The sequence below is a fragment of the Mycobacterium sp. E735 genome, from assembly GCF_001666955.1.
GTDB lineage: Bacteria > Actinomycetota > Actinomycetes > Mycobacteriales > Mycobacteriaceae > Mycobacterium.
In genome coordinates this window covers 1-13,257 of the sequence record NZ_LZIX01000269.1, presented here as the reverse complement: position 1 = coordinate 13,257, position 13,257 = coordinate 1, and the positions used below count along the sequence as shown (strand labels likewise).

At 70.0% G+C, this 13,257-nt stretch carries 12 protein-coding genes and 1 pseudogene; 2 read left to right on the top strand and 11 right to left on the bottom strand.

From position 1 onward, the window contains the following. Positions 1-19: 19 nt before the first annotated feature. Complete coding sequence (locus A5704_RS22055) at positions 20-583, top strand: pyridoxamine 5'-phosphate oxidase family protein (protein ID WP_067752920.1); 564 nt, start codon at positions 20-22, stop codon at positions 581-583. On the opposite strand, the gene metK is transcribed toward A5704_RS22055, so the two are convergent. The 5 genes from metK to mihF all read right to left on the bottom strand — a co-directional run bounded on the left by metK (position 576) and on the right by mihF (position 4,578). Further along, a complete protein-coding gene (gene metK / locus A5704_RS22050; protein WP_067783408.1) occupies positions 576-1,787 on the bottom strand; it encodes a methionine adenosyltransferase in 1,212 nt (403 codons plus the stop codon). The two genes, A5704_RS22055 and metK, sit on opposite strands and share 8 nt — an antisense overlap. A gap of 96 nt (positions 1,788-1,883) precedes the next feature. Continuing rightward, positions 1,884-3,131 (bottom strand): bifunctional phosphopantothenoylcysteine decarboxylase/phosphopantothenate--cysteine ligase CoaBC, encoded by a 1,248-nt coding sequence (gene coaBC / locus A5704_RS22045; protein ID WP_067783404.1) that lies wholly within the window; start codon positions 3,129-3,131, stop codon positions 1,884-1,886. Between the two features lie 20 nt (positions 3,132-3,151). Further along, positions 3,152-3,478, bottom strand: a complete 327-nt coding sequence (gene rpoZ / locus A5704_RS22040) for a DNA-directed RNA polymerase subunit omega (RefSeq protein WP_067752911.1) — start codon at positions 3,476-3,478, stop codon at positions 3,152-3,154. 65 nt (positions 3,479-3,543) lie between these two features. Continuing rightward, the gene (gene gmk / locus A5704_RS22035; RefSeq protein WP_156670051.1) at positions 3,544-4,215 is read right to left on the bottom strand and encodes a guanylate kinase; all 672 of its coding nucleotides are present in this window, start codon (positions 4,213-4,215) and stop codon (positions 3,544-3,546) included. A 48-nt stretch (positions 4,216-4,263) separates the two neighbouring features. After that, complete coding sequence (mihF, locus tag A5704_RS22030) at positions 4,264-4,578, bottom strand: integration host factor, actinobacterial type (RefSeq protein WP_007171927.1); 315 nt, start codon at positions 4,576-4,578, stop codon at positions 4,264-4,266. A 464-nt stretch (positions 4,579-5,042) separates the two neighbouring features. Between mihF and A5704_RS22025 the strand changes: the two genes are divergently transcribed. After that, positions 5,043-5,465 carry a molybdopterin-binding protein gene (locus tag A5704_RS22025; protein WP_067752906.1) on the top strand — a complete coding sequence of 141 codons (423 nt, stop codon included), beginning with the start codon at positions 5,043-5,045 and terminating at the stop codon, positions 5,463-5,465. 14 nt (positions 5,466-5,479) lie between these two features. On the opposite strand, the gene pyrF is transcribed toward A5704_RS22025, so the two are convergent. The 6 genes and pseudogenes from pyrF to A5704_RS21995 form a co-directional block, all read right to left on the bottom strand. Continuing rightward, on the bottom strand, positions 5,480-6,307 hold the full coding sequence (pyrF, locus tag A5704_RS22020) for an orotidine-5'-phosphate decarboxylase (protein ID WP_067783401.1): 828 nt from the start codon (positions 6,305-6,307) through the stop codon (positions 5,480-5,482). Next, positions 6,304-9,669 carry a carbamoyl-phosphate synthase large subunit gene (gene carB, locus A5704_RS22015; RefSeq protein WP_067753085.1) on the bottom strand — a complete coding sequence of 1,122 codons (3,366 nt, stop codon included), beginning with the start codon at positions 9,667-9,669 and terminating at the stop codon, positions 6,304-6,306. Before carB ends, pyrF begins: the two co-directional genes overlap by 4 nt. 91 nt (positions 9,670-9,760) lie before the next feature. Continuing rightward, positions 9,761-10,891, bottom strand: coding sequence for a glutamine-hydrolyzing carbamoyl-phosphate synthase small subunit (gene carA, locus A5704_RS22010; RefSeq protein WP_067783398.1), 1,131 nt, complete (start codon positions 10,889-10,891; stop codon positions 9,761-9,763). Beyond that, a complete protein-coding gene (locus A5704_RS22005) occupies positions 10,888-11,397 on the bottom strand; it encodes a transporter (protein WP_067753082.1) in 510 nt (169 codons plus the stop codon). The genes carA and A5704_RS22005 overlap by 4 nt, the downstream gene beginning before the upstream one ends. Continuing rightward, entirely contained in the window at positions 11,394-12,686 is a 1,293-nt protein-coding gene (locus tag A5704_RS22000; protein WP_067783395.1) for a dihydroorotase, read from the bottom strand. Before A5704_RS22000 ends, A5704_RS22005 begins: the two co-directional genes overlap by 4 nt. Then, positions 12,683-13,257, bottom strand: a pseudogene (locus A5704_RS21995) (hypothetical protein); the annotation flags it as partial. The pseudogene A5704_RS21995 and the gene A5704_RS22000, both read right to left, overlap by 4 nt.

Here is a 13,257-nt window from a genome sequence, read left to right as displayed (position 1 = left end):
CCGGCGCTAGGCTGCACGCGTGGCCAAGGAGTTTCCGCGTCTCGACGAGTCGCTCACCGAGTTCATCAACGATCAGGCCATGTTCTTCGTCGCCACCGCGCCGTCCGAGGGAGGCCGAATCAACCTCTCCCCCAAAGGGTATCGGGACACCTTCGCGGTCATCGACGATCACACCGTGGCCTATCTGGACCTGTTCGGCAGCGGGGTGGAAACGATTGCGCACTTGCGTGACAACGGCCGGATCACCATCATGTTCTGCTCGTTCACCCGCAACTCGCGCATCCTGCGGCTGTTCGGCACCGGACGGGTGGTCCGCCCCGACGACGCCGAGTTCGGCGAATTCGTCGGCAAGTTCGGGAACCCGCACGCGGGCGTGCGCGCCGTCATCGTCGTCGATCTCGAGCGAATCGCCGACGCGTGCGGGTTCGCGGTGCCGTACTACGAGCTCGTCGACGAACGCCCGGTGCTCGACGACTACCACAGCAAGGCGCCCGGCGAGGCCTACGTTCGCCTGGTCGGGCGCAACCGGCGAAGCATCGATGGATTGCCGGCGCTGGACGCCGACCACCCGCTGCCTAGATAGCGCGCTTGAGGTCGTCGACCTTGTCGAGCTGCTCCCACGGCAGTTCGACGTCGGTGCGGCCGAAGTGGCCGTAGGCGGCGGTCTGCGCGTAGATCGGACGCAGCAGGTCCAGGTCACGGATGATCGCGCCGGGCCGCAGGTCGAACACCTCGGGCACGATCTTCTCGATCTTGACCGGGTCTACCGTCGCGGTGCCGAACGTCTCGATGAACAGGCCGACCGGGGCCGCCTTGCCGATGGCGTAGGCCACCTGCACCTCGACGCGCTCCGCGAGCCCGGCGGCGACGATGTTCTTCGCCACCCAGCGCATCGCGTACGCCGCCGACCGGTCCACCTTGGACGGATCCTTACCGGAGAAGGCGCCGCCGCCGTGGCGGGCCCAGCCGCCGTAGGTGTCGACGATGATCTTGCGGCCGGTGAGGCCGGCGTCGCCCATCGGCCCGCCGAGGACGAACTTGCCGGTCGGGTTGACCAGCACCCGGGTCGACGACGAATCCAGGGTGTCGTGCGCCAGCTCGCTCAGCACGCTCTTGAGCACGTGCTCCCGGATGTCGGGGTCGAGCGTCTTCTCCAGGTCGATGCCGTCGGCGTGCTGCGTCGAGACGACCACGGTGTCGAGGCGTACGGGGACGTCGTCCTCGTAGGCGATGGTGACCTGGGTCTTGCCGTCCGGGCGCAGGTATCCCAGCGTGCCGTTCTTGCGCACCTCGGTCAGCTTCCGTGACAGCCGGTGGGCCAGCGCGATGGGCAGGGGCATCAGCTCGGGGGTGTCGGCGATCGCGTAGCCGAACATCAGGCCCTGGTCGCCGGCGCCCTGGGAGTCCAGCGGGTCCGCGGCGCCCTCGACGCGCGCCTCGTGGGCGGTGTCGACGCCCTGGGCGATGTCGGGCGACTGGGCGCCGATGCCGATGTTCACCCCGCACGACGCCCCGTCGAAGCCCTTGTCCGACGAGTCGTAGCCGATGTCCAAAATGCGCGCGCGGACCGTGCTGGTGATGTCGGCGAACGCCTCCTTCGCCGTCGTCGTCACCTCACCGACGACGTGCACCTGACCGGTGGTGACCAGCGTCTCCACCGCGACGCGTGAGCGGGGGTCCTGCGCCAGCAGGGCGTCGAGGACCGAGTCGCTGATCGCGTCACAGATCTTGTCGGGATGTCCCTCAGTCACCGACTCACTGGTAAACAGGCGACCCTTTTCGCTCACAATCGAATCCTTCCGAATAGTTAGTTAACCGAATTATATCGGCTGGCATCGGGCCGGCCGGCGCCTGGCCCCGCGCCACAGCAAAATCGAACCGTATTACCCGCCGCCGTGCAGGAACGTGGCGATCGCATCCACGATACGACTGGCCATCAGCGTCTTGGAGCCGTGTTGCAGCGCCGACTCGGTGCCGTCGGAGGCCAGCAGCCAGCCGTCGTTGCTGTCCACCTCGAACGCCCTGCCGTCGCCCACCGCGTTGACCACCAACAGGTCGCAACCCTTGCGGCGCAGCTTGGCCCTGGCGTGAAACAGCACATCGCCGTTGGCGTCGCCCGTTTCGGCGGCGAACCCGACGATGGCCCGCATGTTGGGCAGCTCGCCGCCGGCGCGCGCCCGCACCGCACCGGCCAGCACGTCGTCGTTGCGGACCAGCTCGATCGTCGGTGGCTGTTCCCGGTCGTTCGAGCCCTTTTTGATCTTCGCGGCGGAAACCTGCGCGGGGCGGAAGTCGGCGACGGCCGCGGCCATCACCAGCACGTCGGCCGCGGGCGCGTGCTTGGCCACCGCGTCGCCGAGTTGCTCGGCCGAGCTGACGTGGACCACCTCGACGCCGGCCGGGTCGATCAGGCCCGCGGTGTGCCCGGCGATCAGCGTGACCTCGGCGCCGCGCTGGGCGGCGACGCGCGCCACCGCGTAGCCCTGCTTACCGGAGCTGCGGTTGCCGATGAAGCGCACGGGGTCGATCGGTTCGCGGGTGCCGCCCGCGGTGACCAGGAGCTTGCAGCCGGCGAGGTCGTACGGGAGCGCGTCGTGGCGTTCCAGCAGCAGTTGGGCGAGCGTGGTGATCTCCTCGGCCTCGGGCAGCCGGCCGGAGCCGCTGTCGGACCCGGTGAGCCGCCCGAACGCCGGCTCCAGCACCACCGCCCCGCGGCGGCGCAGGGTGGCCACGTTGTCGACGGTGGCCGGGTGCAACCACATCTCGGTGTGCATGGCCGGCGCGAACAACACCGGGCATCGCGCGGTGAGCAGGGTGGCGGTCAGCAGGTCGTCGGCGCGGCCGTGCACCGCGCGGGCGAGCAGGTCCGCGGTGGCCGGCGCTACCACCACCAGATCGGCCTGCTGGCCGAGCTGGACGTGCGGCACCTCCGGGACGTTCTCGAAGATGCCGGTGTGCACCGGCTGGCCGGACAGCGCCTCGAACGTGGCGGCCCCGACGAACCGCAGCGCGGACTCGGTGGGCACGACCCGGACCAGATGGCCGGCCTCGGAGAGCTGACGAACTACCGTGCACGCCTTGTAGGCGGCGATGCCACCGGAGACGCCGACGACAATCCGTTTGCGGTCCACAGTTGGCCGGCCCTGCCCTGTTACTCGCCCTCGGTGTGCTCGAGCAGGTCGGCGTGGATCTCGCGCAGCGCGATCGACAGCGGCTTCTCCTGAAGCCCCGGCTCGACCAGCGGCCCAACGTATTCGAGGATGCCCTCGCCGAGCTGGTTGTAGTAGTCGTTGATCTGACGGGCCCGCTTGGCGGCGTAGATCACCAGGGCGTACTTGCTCGACACGCGGTCGAGCAGCTCGTCGATGGGCGGGTTGGTGATGCCCAGCGGGGTGTCGTAGGCGCCCTGCCCCCCGGCCGATGGGTCGAACCGGTCGGGGACGGCGGCCAGCGCCGCGTCGGACTGCGGAATGCTCACTTAGGTCAAACTCCTTGGCGGTCAGAGCCCCGAAACGGATTGGCTACCGCTGATGATTCGAATGCTCAATCTCGATTGGATCTGGTCTGGCTCCTGGTCTGGCCAGGTGGGTCATGCGGACTCGGCGCAGTTCCTAGCAGCAAGGATACCAATTCGGCGCACGCGGACTCCAATTGACTGTTGACCACGACCTCGTCGAAGTCGTCCTGGGCCGCCATCTCGACGCGGGCGGTCTCCAGGCGGCGCTGCATGGCCTCCGGCGTTTCGGTGCCGCGGCCGACGAGTCTGGCCTCCAGGTCCTCCCAACTGGGCGGCGCCAGGAACACCGTGATGGCCTCGGGCATCGCCCTCTTGACGGCCCTGGCGCCGGCCAGGTCGACCTCGATGAGTACCGGGATCCCGGCCGCGGTGGCGGTCCGCACCGGCTCGGCCAGGGTGCCCGACCGGTGCAGTCCGCCGTGGATCTCGGCCCATTCCAGCAGCGCGCCGTCGTCGATGAGCTGCTGAAAGCGGTCCGGGCTGACGAAGTGGTAATCGACGCCGTCGACCTCGCCCGGCCGCGGCGCCCGCGTCGTGGCCGAGACGGAAAAATGCAGCTCCGGAATTCGCTCGCGCAGGCAGCGGACGACTGTCGACTTGCCGACCGCGGAGGGACCGGACAGCACGACCACACGCCCCTTACCTGGTGGTGCGGGACGCGTGCCGTGCTCGACGTCCGGTCCCCCGCTAGCGCTCACTGGCGCTCCTGGGCTGGTGGCCCATAGCGCGGGTTGGCCGGGGCCGGGCTAGGAGCCGAACTTTTCCAGCAGGGCCTTGCGCTGGCGGTCGCCGAGGCCGCGCAGGCGGCGGGTGGGGGCGATCTCCAGCTCAGTCATGATTTCCTGCGCCTTGACCTTGCCCACCTTGGGCAACGCCTCGAGAAGCGCAGAAACCTTCATCTTGCCAAGGACTTCGTCGGTCTCGGCGTCCTTGAGCACCTGGGTGAGGTTGGTGCCGCCGCGCTTCAGCCGGTCCTTGAGCTCTGCTCGTGCTCGACGTGCGGCAGCAGCCTTCTCCAACGCGGCCGCGCGCTGCTCGTCGGTCAACTGGGGAAGGGCCACGATTCCTCCGTATCTGATCAATCAATTTCAATCGATCTCTTTTTGTCTCGCCGGTTCTTCTGCCAGCGGAGACGACCGTACTCAGGCCTCCTGACGAAATCTAACCCGGCCCCCTGGTTCAGGGGACAAACTCCCAGCATGAGCCCCGCCTGTGGCCGGAAAATGCCGTCCGGCGGACGCATGCGATGACCGCCCGGCCGGGCCCCGCCTGCGCTTTGCGAGCGCCCGGCCCTGATCCGAAATATGGGCTCTGAGCTGCGGTTTTACCGAGTGGGCCCGGCGTCCGGCCGGCCGCCGGGGCGGCGGCCAAGGGCGGCCGCGGCGCGGCGAAACGCCTCGTGCCGGGGATCACGCATTTTTCGTTGCGTGTCGCGCGTGTCGCACCCGCGCGGCCCCCGCGTGGCGCGACGACGCCCTTCGCTGGTACGGCCGCCAGCTAATACCCCGCGAGTTACCATCTAGCGGTGTCGAACCTGCGGATCCGTCAGGCCGCTGAACTGCTCGGAGTCAGCGACGACACCGTCCGGCGCTGGATCAACCAGGGATCGCTGACGGTCAGCCACGACGCGGCGGGCCGCAAGGTCATCGCCAGCGAAGATCTGGCCCGGTTTTCCCGGAACAACGCCCCCGCCCCGCCGCCCGACCCGCTCAGCATCGGCAGCTCGGCCCGCAACCGCTTCGTCGGGCTGGTCACCAGGGTCACCAGCGACAAGGTGATGTCCCAGGTCGAGATGCAGTGCGGCCCGTTCACCGTCGTGTCGCTGATGAGCACCGAGGCCGCCGAGGAACTGCAGTTGCGGCCCGGCAGCGTCGCCGTGGCGGTCGTCAAGGCGACCACGGTGATCGTGGAGACCGCGCGGCCAAGTACGGCCCTAGCGTCCGACTGAGCGCCGGGGCGGCCCTACGGCGCGCCCAGATAGGCGACGGCGTCCAGCATCCGCTCGCCCGCCGCCCGCAGTTCGTCCACGCCCGGCCCGGCCCGCAGCACCTCGCGGGCCACCGCGGGCAGCAGCTGGCCGGGGGCCGCCCCGCCCAGCCCGGCGAGCGCGTCGGGCCGTCCGCCCTGCACACCGAGCCCGGGCACCAGCACCGGCCCGCCCAGCGCGCTGAGATCGGGCGCCTCGAGCACCGTCGCGCCCACCACCACGCCGACGTACCCGGGCCCCGACGGCGTCGCCGACTTGTTCACCACCGCCGCCTGGTCGACCACCAGCTGGGCCACCGTGCGGCCGTCGAACGCGGCGCGCTGCACGGTGGCGCCCTCCGGGTTGGAGGTCGCCGCCAGCACGAACACGCCCCGGTCGTGAGCGGCGGCGGCTTCCAGCAGCGGCCGCAACGACCCGAATCCCAGGTACGGCGAGGCCGTGACGGCGTCGGCCGCCAGTGGCGAGTCGCCGGCCCAGGCGGCGGCGTAGGCCGCCATCGTGGTGCCGATGTCCCCGCGCTTGGCGTCGGCCAGCACCAGCACCCCGACCGAACGCAGGGCCTCGACGGTGCGTTCGAGCACCGCGAACCCGGCGGCGCCGTAGGCCTCGAAGAACGCCACCTGGGGCTTGACCACGGCGAAGCCGGCGAACGCCTCGATGCAGATGTCACAGAAGGCGGCCAGTCCGTCGGCGGTGGTCGGCAAATCCCAGGCGCGGAGCAGCTCGGGATGCGGGTCGATGCCCACGCACAGCGGGCCGCGTTGCGCTTTCGCCTCGGCCAGGCGGACGCCGAACCCGGTCACCGGGCGCCTTCGCCGGGCGCGGCGCCCAGGCCGATCACGCTGTGCAGTTCTTGCAGGGACCGCACGCCGATGTCGCCGCGGATGCCCGCCTCGATGCCCTGGATGGCGGCGGAGGCGCCCTGCACCGTGGTGACGCAGGGGATGTTGACCGACACCGCGGCCGAACGGATCTCGTAGCCATCGATGCGTGGCCCGGAGTTGCCGTACGGCGTGTTGATCACCATGTCGACCTCGCCGGCCTTGATCGCGTCGACGGCCGACGCGGCCGGGCGGCCCGCCTGGGGGGGCTCGAAGTGCTTGCGGACCTCGTCACACGGAATGCCGTTGCGCCGCAACATCTCCGCGGTGCCCTCGGTGGCCAGGACGCGGAAGCCCAGGTCGGCCAGCCGCTTGACCGGGAACACCAGGGAGCGCTTGTCCCGGTTGGCAACCGAGACGAACACGGTGCCCTCGGCCGGCAGCGAGCCGTAGGCGGCCGTCTGACTCTTGGCGAAGGCGGTGCCGAAGTCGCGGTCGATCCCCATCACCTCGCCGGTGGACTTCATCTCCGGGCCCAGCAGCGAATCGATGGCCGCCCCGTCGATCCGGCGGAACCTGTGGAACGGCAGGACCGCCTCCTTGACGGCGATCGGGGCGTCGAAGGCCGCGTGGGCACCGTCCCCGGACGCCGCCAGCATGCCTTCGTCACGCAGCTGGGCAATGGTGGCGCCCAACATGATCCGGGCGCACGCCTTGGCGAGCGGCACGGCAGTGGCCTTCGACACGAACGGAACGGTGCGGCTCGCCCTCGGGTTGGCCTCCAGGACGTAGAGCACGTCGTCCTTGAGGGCGTACTGCACGTTGAGCAGCCCGATCACCCCGATGCCGTGGGCGATGGCCTCGGTCGCTCGGCGCACCTTCTCGATGTCGCTGCGGCCCAGCGTGACCGGGGGCAGCGCGCACGCCGAGTCGCCGGAGTGGATGCCGGCCTCCTCGATGTGCTCCATGATGCCGCCGATGTAGACCTCCGCGCCGTCGCACAGCGCGTCGACGTCGATCTCCACCGCGTCCTCGAGGAACCGGTCGACCAGCACCGGGTGCTCGGGCGAGAGCTCGGTGGCGCGGGTGATGTAGCCCTCCAGCGTCTCCTCGTCGTAGACGATCTCCATCCCGCGGCCGCCCAGCACGTATGACGGCCGCACCAGCACGGGATAACCGATGCCCTCGGCGATCCGGCGGGCCTGCGCGAAAGTCGTTGCCATGCCGTATTTCGGTGCGGGCAGGCCGGCGCCGGCCAGCACGTCGCCGAACGCGCCGCGGTCCTCGGCCAGGTCGATCGCCTCCGGCGGGGTGCCCACGATGGGGACCCCGGCGTCGGCCAGGCGCTGCGCCAGCCCGAGCGGGGTCTGGCCGCCCAGTTGCACGATGACGCCGACCACGCCGGGGCCCGCGCCGGCCGATTGCTGCTCGGCGCGGTACACCTCGAGGACGTCCTCGAACGTCAGCGGCTCGAAGTACAGCCGGTCGGCGGTGTCGTAGTCGGTCGACACCGTCTCGGGATTGCAGTTGACCATCACGGTCTCGAAGCCGGCCTGGCTCAACGTGGTTGCGGCGTGCACGCAGCTGTAGTCGAATTCGATGCCCTGGCCGATGCGGTTGGGTCCCGACCCGAGGATCAGCACCTTGGGCCGCTCGGCCTGCGGCGCGACTTCCGTCTCGGCGGCCGGGTCGAGTTCGTAGCTGCTGTAGTGATACGGCGTCTTGGCCTCGAACTCGGCCGCGCAGGTGTCGACGGTCTTGTACACCGGGTGGATGCCGAGCCGCTCGCGCAGCGAACGCACTCCGTTCTCCCCCGCCAGTTCCGGCCGCAGCGAGGCGATCTGGCGGTCCGACAGCCCGCTGTGCTTGGCCCGCCGCAGCAGGTCGGTGTCGAGCACCGGGGCGTCCACCAGCTCGGCGCGCAGCTTGCCCAGCTCGCCGATCTGGGCCACGAACCACGGGTCGACGCCGCTGGCCTCGGCGACCTGCTCGATCGACGCGCCCAGCCGCAGCGCCAGCTCGATGTCGTAGAGCCGGCCCTCGGTCGGGGTGCGCAGCCGGTCCAGCACCTCGGCGACATCCCCGTCCGGGTCGGGCTTGGTCCAGAAACCCGCGCGGGTGGTCTCCAGCGACCGCATCACCTTGCCGAGCGCCTCGATGAAGTTGCGGCCCAACGACATCGCCTCGCCGACCGACTTCATCGTGGTGGTCAGGGTGGGGTCCGCGCCGGGGAACTTCTCGAACGCGAACCGCGGCGCCTTGACGACGACGTAGTCGAGCGTCGGTTCGAAGCAGGCCGGCGTTTCCTTGGTGATGTCGTTGACGATCTCATCGAGGGTGTACCCGATGGCCAGCTTCGCGGCGATCTTGGCGATCGGGAAACCGGTGGCCTTGGAGGCCAGCGCGCTGGACCGCGACACCCGCGGGTTCATCTCGATGACGATCAGCCGCCCGTCGACCGGGTTGATCGCGAACTGGATGTTGCAGCCGCCGGTGTCCACCCCGACCTCGCGCAGGATCGCGATGCCCAGGTCGCGCATCCGCTGGTATTCCCGGTCGGTCAGCGTCATCGCCGGCGCGACGGTGACCGAGTCTCCGGTGTGCACGCCCATCGGGTCGAAGTTCTCGATCGAGCAGACCACGACCACGTTGTCGTTGCCGTCGCGCATCAGCTCGAGCTCGAATTCCTTCCAGCCGTAGATCGATTCCTCGATCAGCACGTTGGCGCTGGGGCTTTCGGCCAGGCCGGCGCCGGCCATCCGGTCGACCTCCTCGACGGACCGCGCCATGCCCGACCCCAGCCCGCCCATCGTGAAGCTGGGCCGCACCACGACCGGCAGCCCGAGCTCCTCGACCGTCTCGCGGACCTCTTCCATGGTGAAACACACTCGGCTGCGGGCGGATTCACCACCGACCTTGGCGACGATGTCCTTGAACATCTGCCGGTCCTCGCCGCGCTGGATGGCGTCGATGTCCGCCCCGATCAGCTCGACGCCGTGGCGCTCCAGCGCGCCGTTCTCGAACAGCGCGACGGCGGTGTTCAGCGCGGTCTGCCCGCCCAGCGTGGCCAGCAGCGCGTCGATCTTGTTGCCGCGCTCGGCCTGCTGGGCGATCACCCGCTCCACGAAGGCCGGGGTGATCGGCTCGACGTAGGTGTGGTCGGCGTACTCCGGGTCGGTCATGATGGTGGCCGGGTTGGAGTTGATCAGGCTGACCTGCAGCCCCTCCGCCCGCAGCACCCGGCAGGCCTGGGTGCCGGAGTAGTCGAATTCGGCCGCCTGGCCGATGACGATCGGCCCCGAGCCGATCACCAGCACGTGGTTGAGGTCACTGCGCCGCGGCATCAGTTGCTCCCTTCCATTGCGCGAGGGTGCGTGTTGCCACGGCGACACGCCGTGCACCGCGTACAACTGCGCACGCTCGCGGCGAGGTACATCAGCGCCCCTCTGCCATCAGGTCGATGAATTGGTCGAACAGGTATTCCGCGTCGTGGGGTCCGGCGGCGGCCTCCGGGTGGTACTGCACCGAGAACGCCCGCCCGTCGGCGAGTTTGACGCCCTCGACGACCCCGTCGTTGGCGCAGGTGTGGCTGACGACCGCGGGGCCGAACGGGGTGTCGAAGGACTGGCCGGCCTCGCCTTCCAGCGCGAAGCCGTGGTTCTGCGCGGTCACCGCCACCCGCCCGGTCGCGTGGTCCATCACCGGGATGTTGATGCCGCGGTGGCCGAACACCATCTTGTAGGTGGACAGCCCCAGCGCGCGGCCCAGGATCTGGTTGCCGAAACAGATGCCGAACAACGGGATTCCGGCGCCCAGCACCTCGCGGGTGAGCGCGACGACGTGGTCGGCGGTGGCGGGATCGCCCGGGCCGTTGGACAAGAACACCCCGTCGGGTGAGATGTCGGCGATCTGGGAGAACGTGGTCGACGACGGCAACACGTGGCTGCGTACCCCGCGGCGGGCGAAGTTGCGCGGCGTGTTGGTCTTGATCCCCAGATCGAGCGCGACCACCGTGAACCTCGAAGATCCCGGTGGTCCTTCGGGTTCCACGATGTAGCGCTCCGGCGTGCTGACCTCCCCGGCGAGATCGGCGCCGAGCATCGACTGCTGTCCGCGCACCCGCTCGACCAGCTCGGCGGGGTCGGCAAGCGCCTCACCGGAGAACACCCCCGCCTTCATCGACCCACGGGTGCGCAGATGGCGCACCACCGCGCGGGTGTCGATGCCGGCGATCCCGACGATGTGCTGGCGCACCAGCTCGTCCTCCAGGGTGCCGGTGGCGCGCCAGTTGGACGCCCGCGGCGACGGGTCGCGCACCGCGTAGCCGGCGACCCAGATCTTGTCGCCACGGCTCTCGGCGTCCTCGGTGTTCCAGCCGGTGTTGCCGATCTGCGGAGCGGTGGCCACCACGATCTGCCGGTGATAGCTGGGATCGGTCAGCGTCTCCTGGTAGCCGGACATGCCGGTGGAAAAGACCGCCTCGCCGAGCGTTTGGCCGACCTTGCCGAACGGCGTGCCCGTGAACACGCGGCCGTCTTCGAGCACGAGCAGTGCTTTGTTGTTCACGCGGCTCCCTCCTGCTGGGACTCCAGCCACTCGGTGTATTCCTCGCGGTGATTCGCCCGAAAGCCGGTGTCGATCTCGGCTCCCGACGGCAGCCGCCACCGAATCGCCAGGATCCCGATCCGGGCCGTGGCCCTGCCGCCCATGCTGCGCTCCATGCGGATACCGGTGATCGCGTCTTTCGGTATCCAAATCGGTTGGGCGCGCAAGCGTTCCACCATGATCCCGCCGGCATAGCGGGTCAGTACCGCCTTGCTGCGGAAACCCATGTCGCCGGCCGCGATCCGCTCGTGCCAACCCGGCGCCATCATGGAACCGCAATAGTGGCCCCGGGTGGTGATGAGCGCCGCGCCCACCTGGTCGGGCACGTCGGGCAGGTCGCCGATCAGCTCCTCCTGCCGCTCCGAGCGACGCCGCCAGCTGCGCATCATCAGCTGGATCACCACCGCGATCACCACCACCAGCACCGCCGCGAAGATCAGCGACCCCACCAGCGTGCCTGAATTCATGCCGGGCACTTCCCGTCTCGAGCGGTGACCTTGCCCCGCAGCAGCGTCGCCGTCACGGTGGCCGGCAGGGCCATCGACTCGAACGGCGTGTTGGCCGACCGGCTGGCCAGATCGGACCCGGCGACGGTCCAGGTGGCCTCCGGGTCCACCACCGTCAGGTTGGCCGGCTCCCCCACCTCCAGCGGGCGGCCGTGATCGGGCAGCCCGACGATGCGCGCGGGGTTTTCGCTCATCACCCGCGCGACGTCGCGCCAGGTCAGCAGCCCGGGCGTCACCATGGTGTGCACCACGACCGACAGCGCGGTCTGCAGGCCCAGCATGCCCGGGCGGGCCGCGGCGAATTCCACGCACTTCTCGTGTTCGGCGTGCGGGGCATGGTCGGTGGCCACGCAGTCGATGACGCCGTCGGCCAGGGCCTGACGCAACGCCACCGCGTCGGCGGCCTCCCGCAGCGGGGGGTTGACGCGGTTGCGCCCGTCGTAGGTGGCCAGCCTGCTGTCGTCGAGCAGCAGGTGATGCGGGGTGACCTCGGCGGTGATCGAAATGCCTTGATCCTTGGCCCATTTCAACAACTCGACGGTGCCGGCGGTGGACGCGTGGCAGATGTGCACCCGGGCGCCCGCGTCGCGCGCCAGCAGCGCGTCGCGGGCGACGATCGATTCCTCGGCGGCCCGCGGCCAGCCCGAGAGCCCGAGCCGGGCGGCGGCGGGCCCCTCGTGGGCGACGGCGCCGACGGTGAGCCGGGGTTCCTCGGCGTGCTGGGCGATCAGCACGCCCAGGCCGGTGGCGTACTCGAGGGCGCGGCGCATCACCAGCGGGTCGTGCACGCAGACGCCGTCGTCGGAGAACATCCGCACCTGCGCGGCCCCGGCCGCCATCATGCCCATCTCGGTGAGCTCGGCGCCGGCCAGTCCGACGGTGACGGCGCCGACGGGGTGGACGTCGACCAGTCCGACCTGCTGGCCGCGGTGCCAGACGTGGTCGGTGACCACCGGGCTGTCGGCGACGGGATTGGTGTTGGCCATCGCGAACACCGCCGTGTATCCGCCCAGAGCCGCTGCGGCCGAGCCGGTTTCGATGTCCTCGGCGTATTCGCGGCCCGGCTCGCGCAGGTGGGTGTGCAGGTCGACGAACCCGGGCAGCAACACCTGCCCGGTCGCGTCGATGACGTCGGCCGTGTCGGGGACCGCGAGCTCCGCGCCGATTTCGGCGATCTGGCCGTCATCGACGAGCACGTCGACCCGGTCGCCCTCGCCGTACAACCGGACCCCACGGATCAGCACGCTCACGCCGCACCCTCACTTCCGGCCGACTCGGCGCCGACCAGCACATGGAACAGCACCGCCATGCGCACGTGCACACCGTTGGACACCTGTTGCAGTACGGCCGATTGCGACGAGTCGGCCACCGAGGACGCGATCTCCATGCCACGCAGCATCGGACCCGGGTGCAGCACCACGGCGTGGCCGGGCAGCATCGCCTGGCGGCGATCGGAAAGCCCGAAGCGCGAGGAGTATTCGCGCACCGACGGGAAGAAGCCGCCGTTCATGCGCTCGGCCTGCACCCGCAGCATCAGCACCGCGTCGGCGGCGGGCAGCTCGGCGTCGAAGTCGTTCGCGACGGTGACCGGCCAGCCGTCGACGCCGACCGGCAACAGCGTCGGCGGCGCCACCAGGACCACCTCGGCGCCCAGGGTGTTGAGCAGCATGACGTTGGAACGGGCGACCCGGCTGTGCAGGATGTCGCCGACGATCACGATGCGCCGGCCCTCGATGCCGCCGAGGCGCTGATCATCCGGCACCCGGCCTCCGGTGCCGCGCACCTGCTGGCCGAATGGACCGGCAGCGCGAACGACGGCCC